Source organism: Acinetobacter sp. YH12226 (assembly GCF_013417805.1).
GTDB lineage: Bacteria > Pseudomonadota > Gammaproteobacteria > Pseudomonadales > Moraxellaceae > Acinetobacter.
In genome coordinates this window covers 188,852-207,090 of the sequence record NZ_VPDG01000005.1, presented here as the reverse complement: position 1 = coordinate 207,090, position 18,239 = coordinate 188,852, and the positions used below count along the sequence as shown (strand labels likewise).

The 18,239-nt window shown below is 36.8% G+C and carries 16 protein-coding genes and 1 pseudogene; 3 read left to right on the top strand and 14 right to left on the bottom strand.

The genetic code is table 11. From position 1 onward, the window contains the following. Nucleotides 1-550: 550 nt before the first annotated feature. Nucleotides 551-1,477, top strand: a pseudogene (locus FTV08_RS07985) (IS5 family transposase). Nucleotides 1,478-1,578: 101 nt separating this feature from the next. On the opposite strand, the gene FTV08_RS07980 reads toward FTV08_RS07985, so the two are convergent. The 14 genes from FTV08_RS07980 to FTV08_RS07915 form a co-directional block, all read right to left on the bottom strand. Then, complete coding sequence (locus FTV08_RS07980) at nucleotides 1,579-2,094, bottom strand: hypothetical protein (RefSeq protein WP_180087047.1); 516 nt, start codon at nucleotides 2,092-2,094, stop codon at nucleotides 1,579-1,581. A gap of 43 nt (nucleotides 2,095-2,137) precedes the next feature. Beyond that, nucleotides 2,138-2,677 carry a 3'-5' exonuclease gene (locus FTV08_RS07975; protein WP_218947193.1) on the bottom strand — a complete coding sequence of 180 codons (540 nt, stop codon included), beginning with the start codon at nucleotides 2,675-2,677 and terminating at the stop codon, nucleotides 2,138-2,140. A 28-nt stretch (nucleotides 2,678-2,705) separates the two neighbouring features. Continuing rightward, on the bottom strand, nucleotides 2,706-3,602 hold the full coding sequence (locus tag FTV08_RS07970) for an ATP-binding protein (protein ID WP_180087046.1): 897 nt from the start codon (nucleotides 3,600-3,602) through the stop codon (nucleotides 2,706-2,708). Beyond that, nucleotides 3,599-4,096, bottom strand: coding sequence for a four-carbon acid sugar kinase family protein (locus FTV08_RS07965; RefSeq protein WP_151208077.1), 498 nt, complete (start codon nucleotides 4,094-4,096; stop codon nucleotides 3,599-3,601). Before FTV08_RS07965 ends, FTV08_RS07970 begins: the two co-directional genes overlap by 4 nt. 3 nt (nucleotides 4,097-4,099) lie before the next feature. Then, a complete protein-coding gene (locus FTV08_RS07960; protein ID WP_151208075.1) occupies nucleotides 4,100-5,047 on the bottom strand; it encodes a CBASS oligonucleotide cyclase in 948 nt (315 codons plus the stop codon). A 19-nt stretch (nucleotides 5,048-5,066) separates the two neighbouring features. Then, nucleotides 5,067-6,602, bottom strand: coding sequence for a phosphorylase (locus FTV08_RS07955; protein ID WP_180087045.1), 1,536 nt, complete (start codon nucleotides 6,600-6,602; stop codon nucleotides 5,067-5,069). A gap of 251 nt (nucleotides 6,603-6,853) precedes the next feature. Beyond that, nucleotides 6,854-8,500 carry an IS66 family transposase gene (locus FTV08_RS07950; protein ID WP_180087044.1) on the bottom strand — a complete coding sequence of 549 codons (1,647 nt, stop codon included), beginning with the start codon at nucleotides 8,498-8,500 and terminating at the stop codon, nucleotides 6,854-6,856. Between the two features lie 74 nt (nucleotides 8,501-8,574). After that, on the bottom strand, nucleotides 8,575-8,910 hold the full coding sequence (tnpB, locus tag FTV08_RS07945) for an IS66 family insertion sequence element accessory protein TnpB (RefSeq protein WP_004691519.1): 336 nt from the start codon (nucleotides 8,908-8,910) through the stop codon (nucleotides 8,575-8,577). Further along, nucleotides 8,907-9,290 carry a transposase gene (locus FTV08_RS07940; RefSeq protein WP_004762545.1) on the bottom strand — a complete coding sequence of 128 codons (384 nt, stop codon included), beginning with the start codon at nucleotides 9,288-9,290 and terminating at the stop codon, nucleotides 8,907-8,909. The genes tnpB and FTV08_RS07940 overlap by 4 nt, the downstream gene beginning before the upstream one ends. Nucleotides 9,291-9,800: 510 nt before the next feature. Then, entirely contained in the window at nucleotides 9,801-11,000 is a 1,200-nt protein-coding gene (locus FTV08_RS07935) for a response regulator (RefSeq protein ID WP_121595102.1), read from the bottom strand. Next, entirely contained in the window at nucleotides 11,000-11,488 is a 489-nt protein-coding gene (locus FTV08_RS07930; RefSeq protein WP_121595101.1) for a hypothetical protein, read from the bottom strand. The genes FTV08_RS07935 and FTV08_RS07930 overlap by 1 nt, the downstream gene beginning before the upstream one ends. Continuing rightward, a complete protein-coding gene (locus FTV08_RS07925; RefSeq protein ID WP_180087043.1) occupies nucleotides 11,481-14,849 on the bottom strand; it encodes a hypothetical protein in 3,369 nt (1,122 codons plus the stop codon). Before FTV08_RS07925 ends, FTV08_RS07930 begins: the two co-directional genes overlap by 8 nt. 514 nt (nucleotides 14,850-15,363) lie before the next feature. Beyond that, entirely contained in the window at nucleotides 15,364-16,116 is a 753-nt protein-coding gene (locus FTV08_RS07920; RefSeq protein ID WP_257221165.1) for an AMP-binding protein, read from the bottom strand. A gap of 38 nt (nucleotides 16,117-16,154) precedes the next feature. Further along, nucleotides 16,155-16,889: a thermostable hemolysin gene (locus tag FTV08_RS07915; RefSeq protein ID WP_004280234.1), complete on the bottom strand. Its 735-nt coding sequence runs from the start codon at nucleotides 16,887-16,889 to the stop codon at nucleotides 16,155-16,157. Between the two features lie 188 nt (nucleotides 16,890-17,077). Here FTV08_RS07915 and FTV08_RS07910 point away from each other — a divergent pair, with 188 nt between their 5' ends. Then, on the top strand, nucleotides 17,078-17,464 hold the full coding sequence (locus FTV08_RS07910) for a diacylglycerol kinase (protein ID WP_005107001.1): 387 nt from the start codon (nucleotides 17,078-17,080) through the stop codon (nucleotides 17,462-17,464). Between the two features lie 39 nt (nucleotides 17,465-17,503). After that, a complete protein-coding gene (locus FTV08_RS07905) occupies nucleotides 17,504-18,208 on the top strand; it encodes a phosphatase PAP2 family protein (RefSeq protein WP_180087041.1) in 705 nt (234 codons plus the stop codon). Nucleotides 18,209-18,239: the final 31 nt, after the last annotated feature.

Genomic DNA, 18,239 nt, shown 5'->3' with positions numbered 1-18,239 from the left:
TTACACGGAAAACTTTAAGCTTTTCCAAGAAGAAAGAAAATCATGAAGCTGTCTTGCATCTATTTTTATTAAAATACAATCAAGACATGAAAGATAGGTGGTTAACACGTCACATTTAGACACTACCCAAAAATATATCTAATTATAAGAGAGTTAGGTGAGTCTGGGGTAATTCTAGTTGACCGAAAAAACTGTACTTATAGATACACATCAAACTATTCAAAAGAAGAAATTTTAAATTTTATTTCATTAGATACTAATGAATTAATTCGGAAAAACCTTTTAATTGAACACAATAATGTCTTGGATAATATTGAATTGTTACACAATGAAATAAATGCTTATTATTCATATTCTGGAAAATTTCCAATAATTTCAGATGCTATAGGCACATTAATAAAAAACAAAAAAAAGGAATTAATTTTATTAAGAGCTGAATTAAATGCTCTTAAAAATATTTTAGAAATTCAGTATTGATAATCTTATTAATAAGACTGGCTTTGTTGCACAAACCTACCGATAGAGTCTTATTCGGCAATATAATTCGCAAATGAATAAGCCTACACCTAAAATTTATCGTACAACCAATTGGTCATCCTACAATCGCGCTTTGATTAATCGTGGTAATCTAACAATTTGGTTTGATCCTGAGACTCAATGGTATGCGCAGCCACAAGGTAAGCATGGTCGAAATCAAACTTATTCCGACACAGCCATCCAATGCTGTTTAATGATTAAATCCTTATTTCGTCTCTCTTTACGCATGGTCACAGGATTTGTTCAGAGCCTGGTTAAACTCTGCGGATTAGATTGGACAGCACCAGATTATTCCACGCTGTGTAGAAGACAGAAGTATATTGCAATTCCTTAGCAAAAAAGTAGTGATAGGCTTCACTTGCTCGTGGATTCCACTGGTCTAAAGTTTTTAGGTGAGGGTGAATGGAAACGGAAGAAGCATCAGCCTGAATATCGTCGCCAATGGCTTAAGCTCCACATTGGTATAGATGCTGAAACACTGCAAATACGTGCAGTACAACTCACCACAAATAATGTCAGCGATTCACAGGTACTTGGCGATTTACTCGATCAGATTCAAAAAGATGAGCAGATTAACTCTGTTTATACCGATGGAGCTTATGACACCAAGCAATGCCGTCATTTCATTGCAGATCGGCAAGCGCAAGCGGTGATTCCGCCAAGAAAAAATGCCAAGCCTTGGAAAGATACAAAGACTAGCTCGCTCGAGCGAAATGAATTACTTCGAACAGTTAAACGTTTAGGCAGGACATTATGGAAAAAATGGTCAGGCTATCATCGTCGAAGTTTGGTGGAAACCAAGAAGCATTGCATCAAACTATTAGGCGATAAATTAACGGCAAGGTTCTTTCCTAGTCAGGTGAATGAAATTCATGCACGCGTAGCCGTGTTAAATAAATTCACGGAATTAGGTCGACCTCATACCCAAGTTGCCACTTGAATTTGAGTAACTTAGGGAATATCTATCTCTGAAGCCTTTATGCAACAAAGCCGGTATTAATATAAAGAAGCCCTGCACATAAAGTCGTATAGGGCTGTTACTTATTTAGATACCAAAGTTGTTTCAGATACTTTTGACTTTTCGAAAGAAATTTTTTCAAAAATTATTAAACTAAAAATCAAAACTCCAACAAGACCGATTACTCCCATAATTAAGAAAGTTACTCTAAAAATTGAACCATAAGTTATAATTTTGGTAAAAAAGTTCTTTTTGATATTTATTTTATCTAAGTTAGCTTCTTCTTTACAAAATATTCCGATATCAATTGCAGAGTTTCTTTCTAATCTTTTGAATACATCTTCAGACTGTTTAATCAAAAAAGATGTTCTTTGATCTAACTTCCAAAAAATAAAGGCTGTAATACTTAGGAAAACTGATAAAAATATTCCTATATAAGCAAAGGTATTAGAAGACTGCATGGAGACACCAATAGCAGTGCCTAATCCAGCAATGATAAAAAGAAAATAATTAAACATGGTAATTCTTTGGTTTGAATGTAATTCAAAATACTTCCAAGCATGTTCAACTGCTTGGTCAGAATTAATCCTATTTGTCATAGTCAGTATATACCTAATTGAAAATTAAATAGAATTATATATCTTATTTAATCGAATAGACTAACCTGAATAATTCTGCTTGGTACTTTGCATCATGCAATGCATTGTGGTCACCCTTTAAGGTTGGATGTACATATTTATCTATTGAGCTTGATTTCGTATCATACCAACTACACTTTGTAGCCCCCATGAAAAGAGCTTTAATATCTATAGCAGATATGCCAAAAGGATTCCTATCTAAATATTTTAGAAAATAAAAATTGATAAAAGACCAGTCGAAAGGTGCATTGAGTCCTACAAATATTGGTCTGGAATCCTTAGGTAAATTCTTAATTATCCAATCTTCAAATTGGGACATTGCATCTTTCGGATTTGTTCCCATTTTCATTGCTTGTTCTAATGTTATACCTGACACATCTAAGGCTTCTTGAATTGCTTTATCACTGATAGGTTGGAGCATTATTGTAAATTCTACATCAGGACTATATACGAGACATGCTCCTATAGTCAGCATACTGTGTTCACCTACGATAGGACCTGCTGTTTCAATATCTACAGAAATATAAACCTCTTTTTTATACATTATTATGCCCCTTCCAATTAGAGTTTTATTATCCAGCCATTATAGGTGAAGGCTTTAGTTTACTAAGAGCCTGATAGAAGTGTGAAATTGTTAATTCTGACTCAGGAAAAGCTAAAGAAACTGCCGTTGGATATAACCGTGTTCGAATATCGGAATAAGTCCAACCTGGTTCATCTCCATGAGGAGCAGTTGCACGTACTAATTCGGCAATTTCATCTTCCGAAAAATCTATATCAGACAAGTCTTTAGTAAAAAGCTCATGTCGTTCTTCATTAGATGGACGAACGAACTCTTCTACAATGGAAGCTCTACGCAAAACAGCTGCATCTAAAGCAGCTAATCGATTAGTACATAAAATTGCAAAGATACGGCCACCATGTTTTCTTAAATCATCTATTGCTTGAATTAAAGTATTCACACCAACTTTATCTTCATGATGACTATTTTCTTGACTTCGAGATGCTCCAAGCGAATCACCTTCATCAATAATAAGAAAAGCTCGACCATTTCCATGTCCAATAGACCGAGTGATTTCATCGAATGCTTGTGCAATGAGAGTACCCATTTCACCAACTTTACCAGTTCCTCTGACTTTATTACTAAGCTTAAATAGCAAAGCATCTTCTATTTTCGCATCACGAGCTAATCTATTAACAATTGCTTCAGCATTTGCAGTTTTTCCAGTACCTACATCACCATGAAAAATAGCTAAAGGATATTGATCGACAAGAAGATCAATAACCGCTAGTTTTTTCCCATGTTTTTGTTTACTCCATTGCTCTAACTCATCAGCCTGAAGCAAAAGTTGTACTTGTTTCTTAATACGGGAATATCTAGATTCAAAACCGAGTAATTTGTCAGCTAAATCATCAAATTGTTTAATTGGTAAATCTGTCTTAACTTCAAAAACTGTTGATTTACTCATGAGTAGTCGCTCCTATTAGCTCCATAACCATTACTGCTATAACCTCGCTCCCCTGATGCAGAAAGGCTACTGTGAGTGGTACTTTCTGTTGTTGAGACCCAAGTTATTTCCAATGGTAATTTGGAAGCTTTTTCTGATTCATTACGATATTTATCGGTATGTGACAATATAATTCTAATTCGTCCATCTGGTGTGTGGGGCCACATTACTCCGCCAGGTCTTTCAGTACCAGATGCACCTTCAGTTTGAAATATGTACTTAATAGCTCTAACTTCTGAACCATAGGAAGATATCAATGTTACATCAACTTTAGATAAATATTCATTTTTTGCTAATAGTTCAATATCATGGGCATATTCTTTCGCTTTATCTTCAGTCATCGCTCTTGTGCTACTAGCGATCATAATTAAATCTGCTTTAATACTACGTACAACTTTTTCAACATCAGCTACAGTGTAAGTACTCGAATAAGTACTTGAGTATGATGAACTCATGCTTTAATCCTTAATTTTAAATTTATTACCGAATATTTCTTTCCAAATGTCGTTATCATCTTCTACTGATGCATAATTTGCAGTTTCCCAAGCTTGTAAGGCTATTTTGACGATTTGTTCTTTCTCTTCTATAGTTATTCGAGACGCTACATTATTTTCATGGTTAGCAGGATCAATAATTACAACAGGATCTGAAAAATATTTCTGCACCTTAGCCGAGTTCTCAGGGAAATCAATACGCTCATTTAATTCACTTTGAGCTATAAATCCTAAAAATTCTCTAAAACGTTGTTCAATATTTTGTGTTGGTCCATCACGATCTTGTAAATAAGCTAGTATCAACTCTAGATGAAAAGATTTAAGGCCCGGAGGACACGCAAAATTTTTCCATCGTTTTGCCATACGCACTAAAGTGCGGTAATGCTTATCTGAATTTTTTCTATCACGAATAAATTGAATATGACAAGGAGCACAAGTTAGGTTTTTTTCTTTAGTTTTTAGATCATATTGCCAACCATGGTTTGGTTCTTGGGCATCTTGAATTACAGGAACTACATCTACACTCAGCCCACTTTTGACAAAAGTTACTGTAGCTGCTCTCCGTTGAATCTCAAAATCTTCAACAGCTTTAGTTGGATAAATTTTTGTGAGTAACGTGTAAATTAAGTCATTAAGATTGTCTAATGTCGAATCATCTACATTTTTATTACTGATATAAAATACAATATCTACATCGATAGGATCATCTACAGTTTTCTTCAAAATTGTATACTTTGCAAAAGAACCGGCTTTAACTACTTTTGCTATTTTTAAGTCAGAGTTTGAAGTGATATGTTTGCGTAACTCTGTTATTAAATTATCCACTTGTGCATGATATTCTGTACGTTTTTCTGAAGGTAAACGAAGTACATTACCATCATAATATTGAAGATCTGAATTTGTAAGTGACATTCTGATGTGTTTCCCCAAGTTAGTTATTAAGTGTTAAGCCATGAGTAATATAATCTGCTGTTACTGCAGCAGCTGCTTTTGCGGCTAAGTCATGAAAGCGATTGTCTTTTGTGGAATCACCAAAGTCACTAATTCCTCTAATCATTAACACGGGTTTTTTATGTAAAGCACAAGCCGCAAATACTCCTGCACCCTCCATTTCAGCAACTTCAATTTTTCCATTAAGTTCTTTTAAGGCTTTAAATTTTTCAGGATCTCGAAGAAGCTTCTCACCACTTCCAATAGTGACTGTTTTAGGCATAACACTTTTAGTTACTGGGCCAATTTCAATACTATCTGGAAGTATGATTTCTAAGGCTTCATAGCTCTTTATTAAGCGACTTTCTAAAGAAATTTTGTTAGATAAATATGTGCTAACATCCTGTCTAACTTTAAGATCTAACACTGTGCTTTTAGGCCGGTGTTCTGTAGCGCCACCTTCAATGAGAGCTGCTCCTTCGTATGCAATGACTTGTTCAGATAAAACAACTTCGCCTAAAGCACATTTTTCGCGCATTCCCGCAGCAATACCTAACATGATTACATTTTTAGGTTGTAATTCAATTAGTAATGTGGTGGTGATTGAAGAAGCATCTACATTTCCAGCGCTAGAAAAACATGCTATTGCGCAATTAGCCCGTATACCATCATTGCGAATTATTTCTGTTTTCCATACATGGAGACCCGTACTTGTAACTATAGGCTGTACACCTTCATTAATATTTAATGCTTGCCTTGCAGCTGATAATTCAATTGGTAAAGCTGTCAAGACTAATACATCTGGCGGAAGAGCTGCGTGTCTAGCTTGTTCCTCTTCATAAAAGATCGTAATAATTCTCTTTGCAATTTGAGAAAATTCTAATACAGGTTCTTCTAAAGAGAGTGCTGAAATACTTTTTACCACAGTAGAACCGGTATTTTGCAAATAAGTTTGAGGAGTGTCTCTAAATTTTTTTAGCAATCCTAATGCACCATTTCCATCTTCTTTATTTGATCCGATTTGTAGATCTAAAGGCAAAATAGGCAACCCTTTTTTTACCATTTTGTGAGCTCTATCTAATACTCCTTTACCACCACCTAGTGCAATCATTGCTGTAGCATGCTCAATTTGTTCTTCACCTACATTGCTACCTGTTAAGATTTCGTCATCAATACAAATATGTTCAGCAACCCCACGAGCAATCATGCTATTTAAAAGCCGTCGCTGTTCGGAATTGGTTTTGCATTGCAACCGATCATTTGATGCAACAATCTTAAGAAAGATTTTGTTTTCTATCCCTTGAGTTAGTTCGTTTATTTTTCTAGCAATAGTCCAATCGAAAACTAAAGATTTTTGAGTTTGATTTACAGGCTCTGCTGAAAAATAACCGATAAAGCTGCCTCCAGCATTAATAACTTCTGTTACAAGAGCTTCAACAAATGAATGAGCCTTATCGATCTGGTCATCATTTGTAGTAAGAGAAATGCTACCTGCAAGGAGAATACAACTATTTGAAAGAGAAATTGGATTACTCATTCTCCCCTTACCCCCTAAAAAATATAATAATTTTTAATAGATGAAGGTTAAATTAACTATTACAAGTATTCATTGAAAATTTATTTAGCTTTGTGATTTTACTATGCAAGCATTTTTATTGTTTGCCGCCAGATATCACTGCAAATATGGCTGTGCAGAGTGGTAAGAAACCTACACATACGATTAAATGAGCTGAAAACTACTGTAGCGCTAGTGCTGTGTAAGCGTCCGCTGAACCCCATGCCTATTTTTTAATTTGAGTTGGATTTCCAGCGATGTGGCAGTAATTCTTCTATTTGGGTCGCTTTATGCGTCGGCAGCCTTTTCAGCACATCACTTAAATAGGCATACGGATCCAAGCCATTCAGCTTTGCTGACTGGATTAAAGTCATGATATTCGCCGCTCGCTGGCCGCTGCGCAGCGAGCCAGCAAACAGCCAGTTCTTGCGCCCTAAGGCCCAAGGTCGCATTTGATTCTCTACCCAATTATTGCAAATCGGTAGATTGCCATCATCCAAATAGCGGCTTAAAGCTGGCCAACGCTTCAGAGTGTAATTGATGGCCTTGGCGGTTGGAGAACTCGATGGCACCGTCAGATAATGTTGGTTGAGCCATTCATACAGTTGTTGCATCACCGGTTGACTATGCTGTTGTCGGTATTCGCGGCGCTGTTCTACCGTACCATCGGTCTTTTTCCTGAGTTCTGCTTCTATCGCATACAGTTTCTGAATCATCAGTAATGCCTGTTCAGTGATCTGACTTTTCCCAGTCACATGTAGCTCATGGAATTTACGACGTGCATGGGCCATGCAGCCCACCTCAATGACATCGCCTGATTTAAAGCGTGCTTTATAACCACTGTAATCATCACAGACCAGATGGCCCTGCCAGCCATTCAGGAACTCTTCTGCATGCTGACCTGAACGGCTATCCTGAAAGTCATAGATCACCGCTTGAACTGGATTGTACTGTGTAGTGGCATAGGCCCAGACATAACCTTTCTTCGGTTTTTTCTCATCATCACCCATCTGCATAATGGTGACTGGTGTTTCATCTGCATGCAGCACCTGCTGTTGCAGCACCACCTGTTTTAAGGCATTGGCCAGAGGCTCCAGTTCTACACCGCAGCGACCTATCCAGTCAGATAACGTTGATCTAGAAAGCTCGATTCCCGCCCGCTGATAGATCAGACGTTGACGGTACAGCGGTAAATGATCGGCATACTTCGATACCAACACATGGCTGAGCAGTTCAGGTGAAGCAATGCCTTTATCAATCACATAGGCAGGCATCGCTTGCTGAGTCAGGGTGTCACACTGATCACAGACCCATTTGCCACGCACATGCTGTTCCTTATAGAACTGTGCCGGTCTGAAATGCAGTTTTTCACTGATATCTTCGCCGATACGACGCAAGGTGCAGCCACAAGCACATTGGGTTGATGTTGGTTCATGCTCAATACGGATGGTGTGTAGATGATCGGGCAGCAGTCGACGTTTAGGTTTATTTGCTTTGGCTTTCTGTGTCGCTGCATCGGTTTTATCTGCATTCAGCCGTTCCAGTTCCAGATCAACGGCTGCAATATCTTCTTCGACCGCTTCATCCCAGAGATGGATTTGTTTTGCAGTGAGATGTTCGTTTTTACTGCCGAATTTGTGCTGTTTAAATAGTGCGAGTTCATGCTCGTATTTTTGATTGAGAATAGAAAGATGTTGAACTTGAGCATCTAATTGCTGATTGGATACTTCAAGATGCTGAACTTTGGTATCTAATTGTTGGTTTGATTTTTCTAATTCTTGATTTGATTGTGCCAGAGACTGATGCTGCATCGCCAACTGCCGGGTAAATTCCAGCAGTTGTTCATGGGTCAGTTGGCTTAAATCAGGCAGCATTTTCATGACCGCAGTATGCCTGAGGTCATGACGCAGAGGAAATAGAACGTTTGGAGAATAGCAGAATGGACCAGCCTAGTTTAGAGCATCGTCACCACCTGCTGTCGTCCAATGCGCTGCCAAGGTAAACCCTGGATCAGTGCCTGTAACTGTTCCGGACTGATCGCCATGCTTTCACCCTGGTGAACCTGCGCCCAGTGGAATTTTCCCTGTTCCAGCCGCCGGGCACACAGCCAGATGCCCAGTCCATCATGTACCAGCACTTTCATGCGATGGCCACGTTTATTACAGAACAGGTAAGCACAATGCGGTTTAATGTAGCCAAAGGCTCTCACCACCTGAGCCATGATAGTATCCATCCCTGCTCGCATATCCAGAGGTTGGGTAGAAAGCCAGATTTCATCAATGCGGATCATGTTGCAAGTGCCTTGAGTAATTCTGCTAAAGCAGATATTTCTGATACTTGCCATTTCAAGCCAATTTCTGCTTTTGAGTGGGGTAAAGTAATTTGAACCGTTAACATGTCAGTAGGAGTAGGATCTAATGGTGCAGAGCAAGATAAGGCAATAAATGCAGGTTTATTCGGTAGTGGTGAGCGATCATTCCCTGGCTTACCATCAATTAAGCGAATCCATTTGGATACAAGATTTGTATTCAATCCATGTTGCAAAGCGACCGAAGCAATTGAAACGTCCGGTGCTTTACAAGCCTGAACGATCTGCTGTTTAAATTCAGCACTGTATGTTCTTCGTTTTTTCGCAAGAGATGCGATGGATGTCTGGTGATTTGTAGTCATAAATTTTAGTCCCCACTTGTTTTTAAGTGGGGACTAAATTAAGGCTTATAGGATGAATTCATAAGGTGTGTTCAGCGGACGCTTACAGTGCTGTTTACAGGAAAAGCCACCTAAATACCTAGGCCACAAAGCTAATGAAGAAATGTCTGAAATAGGTAGAACAATGTGTAAACCAATTAAATGAAACTCAATCTAAACAAAAAATTCCATTTTTTATCATCATATTCATTGGACTACTTCTATTATAAAGATAATACGAAGCTATAAATGAGTGACTATAGCTTCCATTGTTGCTCTTAAAAATATTAATATAACCCGAATCCTGCTTGATGGAATAAGAGTATTCATTTTGAGATTTATCCATCATTTTTAGCATAAAAAAGTCTATACTTTGGTCTGATATGACTAAAAATCAATCACAAAATTACATTTATCTTATGATTTTGAAGAAAATTCCTTATACGCGATTCGAGTTAATATAAATAAAAAAGCTCACGATGAGCTTTTCTGTTAGATCAATTTAAAATATTTCTCAATTAGCCTTAGAGCTACTCTTGCACTTATAAAGCTACAATAACTTTGATAATTATCATCTTTTTCTCGATCCGCTAAATCGGAAACAGATTTGATACATACCATTTTGGTAGGTTGTCCATGATGATTAGCACAACTGTAATAGAGACCATAACACTCCATATCAATAGCAGCCATCTTTCTATGTTGGCCTCTAAATACTTTTTGAATGTCTGCGGAAGCTACGACCGAACTACCTGAAACCATAGGTGCAGTTATTAATTTGGGATGGTTTGCTGGTCTGTACCCAGTATATTGTTGATAAAATGATTGCATATCAACATCAATTGTTTTTGCTAAAGAAATTAATTCATTACTACCCTCTTTAGGATCAGAAGCTGCTTGTAATGACCAATCGTCTACCCATTTACCAGATTGCCAATCCCAACTTTTTTCAGCAATCACAACATCACCAACTGATACTGCATCCGAAAATCCTCCGCAAATACCTGTCATAATGATGACTCTTGGCTTGAAGTGCTTTAAAACAACTTCGGTAGAATGTGTCGCTGCGATAGGCCCCATTTGATTTAAATGAGCACAAGCAATTTTTAAAGTTTTATCACTGCTTAGTTTTAAATATCCAGTTTTACAATTGATATTTGAACCTACAAGTTTTTCATCTGAAAGCTCAAGTGGCCAACTATTATATACTGCTTCTAATTCCGGTTTTCTTAACGCATTTAAGACAACTACATCATATATAAAAGATGTATTTTCCTTTTCCGTTCTTAATAAACGTTGAACATACTGTTGAAGTACAACTTTCCAATTATCTTGATCTGCTGAGACATGCAGTACATTAGTTACTAGTTCTTTAAATTGACTATCAACTTTATTTCGTGTTTCTTCACTCGCTGTTACACCTAGAATGTGCGTTGGGGTTGGTAAAATTTCATCTTCAACGATTTGTCTAAGTAAATTAATGCTACTATCTGCTTTAGGTTTAGCACCATTTCGAGCAGGCAGTAAAACATCTATCAACATTAGATCAATTTTATTTTTTTTTAAATTTCTACTTGCGTCTGCTGCATCTGTAGCAATTAATATATCATTCTCATCAATACCTTGATCAATCAAAAAAAGTTTAAGCCGTTCAATTTTCGAATGATCGTCGTCTACAAGTAATACATGCATTATTTATTTGCCACCAAATTAAGATTTTTTAAAACTAGAGATAAAGCTGTTTGCCATGGCCCATATTGACCAGTGTAATGGATGACTCCTAAAAATCGTTCATCCAACTCCTGTTTCAATATCTCTTGTAACCCTCTTGGATCATGCTTCTTTTCCATCTGCGGTAATTTAAATTCTTCATACTGTGTCAAAACAACAGTATATGTATCGTCTGTTTCACTATCTATGAATCTTAAAACATCTGCTCCACCGAAACCTTGGGGCTTTCCACCTCCGAGTCTATCCTTTGCAATATCATATTGAGGGATCGACATATCCACTACAGCTAAAATAACTGTCCTCGTAGATAACTCATCAATTGCACTCGATAAGGACTCTACGGATATGATTTCAATATCTTCACGCAATGTTGATCTTAAAAAAGACATTATTGATTTTTGTTTTGGCTTATCGTCTTCAATTACTAATACTGTTTTTCCATTATTCATAGGCTTCAAATCTTCCTTCTCTCTCAAACAGTGGAACTGTAACTTGTACAAACCAGCGTGAATCTTTAAGACCAAAATTAAAAGGCTCAAGGCATTGTGCTCTGTTTACAAATCGAACTAATCTTGCGAGTTTAGCAAAGCCTGAACCACCTTCTCGATTTACCAAATGGATTGGCAACGTACGAATATATTTTTCTTTAAGACGCTGAATATCACATGCAGTCAATACTAATTTACGATCTTCAGATAGATCACTATAAACTGTAAAAGTTAGAAGTTTATTGGATTCATTATATTGGGTTTCTATATCAATATATTCTAAAGCTGATCCAAGCCCTGAATGTTTCCAAGCATTTTCAAAAATCACGAATAAGCAATCCGTCAAAACAGCTAGAGCTGATGTCGTGAGAGGAATTTTGATAGTGTTTTCATGTCTGAATTTTGCATCTAAAGTTCGATAAACATTTTGTGTGGCTGCTTGTGCAATATCAATTGCATCAGGTAATTGGAAATCATCATCGTCAACATGAGCTGGATTTCTGAACCAATCTGAAATCATATCACATTGTATTTGAGTGTCAGTTGAAACACTTTGAAGTGTTGTTATCATTGGCAATAATGCTGACCGATTATTCAAACTACGCAATTTACCAATTAACTCATCAAATTCATGCTTAATCTTATCTTTAAAATTATTTGCAATATAAGAATTGAGGTCTTTCAAAGCTAATTCGACAATTTTCCAAAATAAGAAATAGCAATTAGCTAGAAATGCTGAGAATGATAAATTGGACTCTTCTATCAAACTACTGATTATTTTCAGAAATTCAGGACTTAAAGTGTCTTTGAATGCACCTCTAGATTTTTCGATTGAATGAATTTGAATTAGCTCATTAATCAAATCATCAACCAAAAATTTAATCTTCTTAGAAAAGTCTTCTAGTAAAAATAAAACTTCTTCTATATTAACAATATTAAAATCTAAAATACTTCCCCATATTTTTAGAAATTCTTCTTTGGATATATCGCTTGGAAAATAGAGTAATCTATTTTCTTCTAAAGGACCAAAAACAGTTCCTCGTAAGCTACCATGCCTAATCCGTAAACTCAGATAACAATCTAAACCATCGGTAGGATCATTTAGAAACCGTTTATACAGTCGATCTACAATCTCAATTAATAGTGCAGATGAGATATTAGGCTGACCATCAGATATATCTAAAAGTAATTGCCGATTATTTGCATCAACTGCAAACTGGCTAATAATATCGTCAATTATTCGAGTTCCTGATGACGAATCTTTTACAGTCATCCAACGTTTATAATCTGGTAATATTTCAGATTCAGCCCATCTACTAATTGCTGATTCATTTACAAAAACTCTTGTTTGGTCGATTTGACGCAAACCTTTCTGCAATGTCTGATCAAATGTTAAGTCTTTGATTTCATCTGTATAAATGGAAGAATTTTCAGCATCCCACTGTAGTAACAACTGCAATATTTCTATACGTTCTTGTCGAACTTTTTCAGTTGTATCAAATTTAGTGCATAACGATAGATTTTCATCTATCCATACATTTGCAAAGAAATGAATAATTTCATCTTGAATATCTATATTGTCATAAAATATAGAATTAATGTTATCTCTCATTCCACTTTCTAGGATAGAACGACAAGCCATTTTGCAAATATAGCCAATACCAGCTATATCAGTAGCTTGATATGAATGATGGGATATTAATCCAACTTTAATGAAATCTAATTCTTTAAAAAACCGCCACTTTCTGTTTTCAAAAATATTAGTGACATCAAACTCACTAATGTATCTTGGGTTTTCGATTAACCAATTGTTAATTAAATCAATTGATTCAATTACTTGTCCTTGAGTATTCAAAATACATGCTCTAAATTTAGCAACCTCTCTCGACCAAAAATCACCAAATTTATCTAACTCACTCAGAAGTTTATCTAAATTCTCATATTGTTCTATCGAATACAGATGCTTTGCCAACCATAAAAACAAAACATTTTTACTAACTTTAATATCCTTAAAGTTTCCTTCTTCTAAGTTAATAATCTTTTTAATTATTTCATTATCATTATCAACAATATATCGTTTTAATATTTTTATACCCTCTTCAAAGGAGAAGCTTGTTATATCTTCAATTTTGAATTTCTCATTAAATATAAAAAGATTAGGAGTCTGATTGTATCCTATTGAAGAATTAACGAAATGGCACGCTGCATTTATTATAACTTGCCCAATATCTAAATTTTTATAACAAACACCTAACTTTATGAGTTTATCTATTTGAATTTGGGCTGTATTTCCATGTATTTCACACTCTTTAAATAAGCCAATAATCATAGATTTAAAAGTATTGTCATTTTTAATACTTTCATTAGAACTAAAATTTAATGATTTTAATAAGTTATCTTCAATAGAATCATCTAAAACGAAATCGACCTCTTCACTATCAATAAATAAGTTTAAAAGTTTATTTAATCTACTATCTTTAATTCCACACTCAAGTAACTTCAAAATTACTATTTTTGCAGTTGACTTCAAATGAAGTAGATTTTTATCAACAGCTATATAAACCAAGCTATCAATAACAATTTCATAATAATCTATTAATGATGAAGTAATCTCTTTAGACAAAATTATAGGTAATGTTTCTTCTGTATGGTTTGCTTGAGCTAATGCATGATATTCCAAATAAGGAATTACCCAGGGGCCTAGATTCTTAAGTCGCGGAAATGAATTTCTGCACTTAGCATAAAAAGCATAAAAAGAAAAATTTTCGTCACAACGATCATTTATGATTTCATAGATCAATCCATTTAACCTATTTCCTGCTGCTATCTTTAATGGCGTTAACCATTCAGTCAGACCAATCATCCCGTTAACTGTTTGTTCAAGTACACATCTAATTTCTATACTCCATAAACTCCATCCATAATCTTCCGTGAAAGAATCAAGAGTATCTATCGCTTGTTCAAATTGATCTTCTAAGATCAAATTTTGTATAGAACTTCTAGTTGCTACATAAATATTTATTGCTTCGGTTTGTTCGGATAACCAGTGAACTGCCCAATGCAATTCGTTTTTCAATGGTAAAGGGTCTAAATTAATATATTGGCAAACTAAATTCTCTGGTTTAGCTTGACCTAATCTGAATAGATTAGTTGCATCAATTTTTCCGAATATACAAAACTGATTGATACAATCTTTATATTCCCCAATTGATAGATTTTTTCTTAAATCAATTAAAGTATTAAGTGGATAAATTTGACTTGATTGCCCTTTCCTAAAAGCGAGTTTAGCTTTGGATTGCTTTATAACTTTTTTTTTAACCATGTGAATTGCTTAGTTTTTAAATATTTTTTAATTTTATCATGAATTTTATAGTTTATGTTTTAGGCCAAGAGGGCTTTGTTGCACAAAGCCATTCTTCCAGGTTTATTGAGCAATATAATTTCCAGATTAAGACACCTGCACCTAACATTTACCGGACAACCAAGCTTTAATCAAGCGAAGTAATATCTCAATTTGGTGTGATTCTAATACCCAATGGTATGCACAACCATAAGGCAAGCCTTCTAAAACTTCCAAATCTTATAGGTTCATGAAGTGAGTTTTTTTAAGTCCACCAATATTTTCTTTCAACCTATTGAATTTTAATAAAATATTTTTAAGTTTGTTTATGAGCTATACTTTAGGTGAACATAAGACAATTACAAGTTAAATAAGATACACTTAACCATAAGTTCATATCTTCCTTGTCCATAAAAGTGAATTTTGAAATTTTTAGAAGAAAATTGAATTAATCAGTCCAGCCCAATAAAACTGGGCTGATACTTTATTGTGGGATTTAGCAGACGCTCTGCACTGCATTTACAAACCGCTCTGTATCAAAAGTATGGTTAGATACCAGACCGAACTGGCTCACCTCGCCAACAATTACGGCGCGTCCCATGCTCAGTGCGACATAAATACCGGCAATATTTTCCAGCAAGGTGGCAAATGGAATCAGGCACAAATGCCGTCCAAGCTGGCTGCTGGCCAGTGCCTGACTGAGTGAATGCGTAATTGACTCTATTGTATCTTCTGCCAGACACACGCCTTTCGGTGTTCTGGTACTGCCTGAGGTATAGGTAATTTTTGCCGGCTGCTGGGTTTGTAAAGAAGATGAATACTGTACTGCCTGTTCTAGCTGAAAAAAGCGTGCATGTAGCTGGCCAGCAATAAAAATCTCATCTCTACTCATGTCTTGAGCCAGATTTAACAGCCATTCTGGTGCAGAGAAAGATTCATCCAGAATACAGAGCAGCTCTGTTTGGCTGTCGGAAAGCAGATGCCGTACTTGGGCTACAGTAAAAAATAGAGGAACAGGTATTACAGTCATGCCGGCTTTTTGTGCGGCAAGATCGACCACAATCCAGTCGATGCTGCTCACGCCCCATAAGGCCAGATGGCGCAGATTAAGCTGCTTGAAACCGGCACTCAATAATTCTACCCGCTGCTGTAGCTCCGCATAGCTGAGGGTTGCCTGTGTGGTGACTACCGCTTCTAGCTGCGGATATTGTCGTGCTTGCAGGCTGATACGTTCAAATAAAGCAGTCATCATTTAAATTCTGTGCCTCGCTGATCAAGCAAAATGCTTTAATGACTAAATTGATAAAATTGACGAGCGACTTGTAGGGCCTCTGCCACATCAATCGCCAGCACATAAGGTTTCTGCTGGTAATAACTGCCCCACAGGCGTTGTGCCTCTCCAAGGACTTGCGGGTCAGCCTTTTCAAGCACATGAAAATGTAATCCCATTTGTTGCAGCACATAACGCACAGCGGCTGTCCCGGTACATACTGCCCATTCGATGTGTTGCTGCGAGAGATGAAAAACCAGAAAGGCCACCATCAGTTTGGCTTTGTCCATATCTAGTGCTGCAAGATTGCCAATTTCTACCACTTTGTCTCGACTGACCTGGGTTTGGCTCAGTTTACTTAATGTGTTTTCAACGGGTTCATCGAGATACTGTTCCAGAAAGGCATTAAATTGATTTAAATGCTGCATACCAATCACCACCTGCATCTCGGCGCCTTGATAACCTGCAAACAGGGTCGAAGAGAAGCTCGATACAGTGGCCTGATGGACTTGCTGATATTTTTCCTGAATAAAATGTTCCAGGCTACGGCGTTCAGGTGTCTCGCTTTGTTCTACAGTTTTGACCGTCAAATGTAGCGATTGATCCTGTGCTGAAATTACCGGATACGCCGGAGGTACTTGTAGTAAAAATTTATTGTGATTGATTTGTTTTTTATATTCAGGCTGCTTGAAATATGTATTTAGAAAGTGAATCTGACTAGATAAATAAGGATCAAAACTGAACTTGATCATTTGGCTCACACCACGAAATTAACTTGCTACTCAAGATAGAAGTCCAAACTTAAAAAATTCTTAATTTTGTGCAAAAGAATGTAAAAGCTATGTGTATAAAAAATCCAGAGAACGGCCGGTTTTTTTAAGAGCATTTTAAGATTGAAAATTTAAGTTGTTCCTATCTCTCTATTGACTGAATCTGCTTTATGTCTTCCTACCGATCACCTTATAAAGGCACCTCAGGAACGCAGCGTATTTTTAATGCGACCCGTTATTCCATGGCTGGTTTTAAAACCGCCTTTCAAAATGAGGCCGCCTTCCGGCAGATCCTGCTGATTAATCTTATTTTGATTCCTCTAAGCTTTTGGATGCCAGTTAGCCGAGTTGAGCAAGCGCTCATGGTCGCCGTGTGCCTATTGGCGTTGATCATTGAACTGATTAACTCAGCGATAGAGGCAGTGGTAGATCGTATTTCCATGGAACGGCATGAACTGTCTAAAAATGCCAAGGATATGGGCAGTGCGGCTCAGTTTGTAGCACTTAGTTTAATTGCCCTGACCTGGGGCATCATTTTGGCTGGTCATTTGATTTGACCTCTGCTCTTGCTACTGCCTGAAATGGAAAACTTAAAAATGATCACTGACCGTTCCCGGTTTTTACTGACCCAAACTTTACTTTTGATCTTCAGTTTTTTGATTCTTCTCAACTTCTTTGACATTGGAGGAGTGCTGGACTTACAGCTCATCTATCCCTTTATCGATGATCATGGTCAATTTCCCCTTCGAAAACAATGGGCACTGGCAGAACTCAATCATCGCTATGTTAAAGACCTGCTGATTCTAGTGTATATCACATTATTACTGGGCTGGTTGGCATCACTGAAATGGCAGAACTGGTATATACGGCGCTGGGAATTTGGCTATTTTTTTAGCATGGTAGTGCTGACCACAGCCTCGATCGGAATTTTAAAATCCCAGTCAGCCCATGCCTGTCCCTGGGATATGACCATACCTACCCATAATGGGATTTTGTGGGATTTTAGTGCCACTGCAGGCCACTGTTTTCCTGGAGGGCATGCATCTAGTGGTTTTGCTTTAATGGCCGGCTATTTTGTTTATCGTATTTCTAACCGCAAGCGTGCTTATTTTCTTCTGATCGGTGCAGTAATTTTAGGGTTGGCCATGGGCTGGGCACAAATGATGCGCGGAGCACATTTCCTGAGTCATAATTTATGGACTGGCTGGATTATCTGGTGCATCAATGTCATTGGCTATACGCTGTTTAGCCACAAACTACCAATAGAAAAGACCATTCCTATACGCTCTAGTATCAGGTAACCTTAACTCCAAAAAACCAGAAGCCTATTCG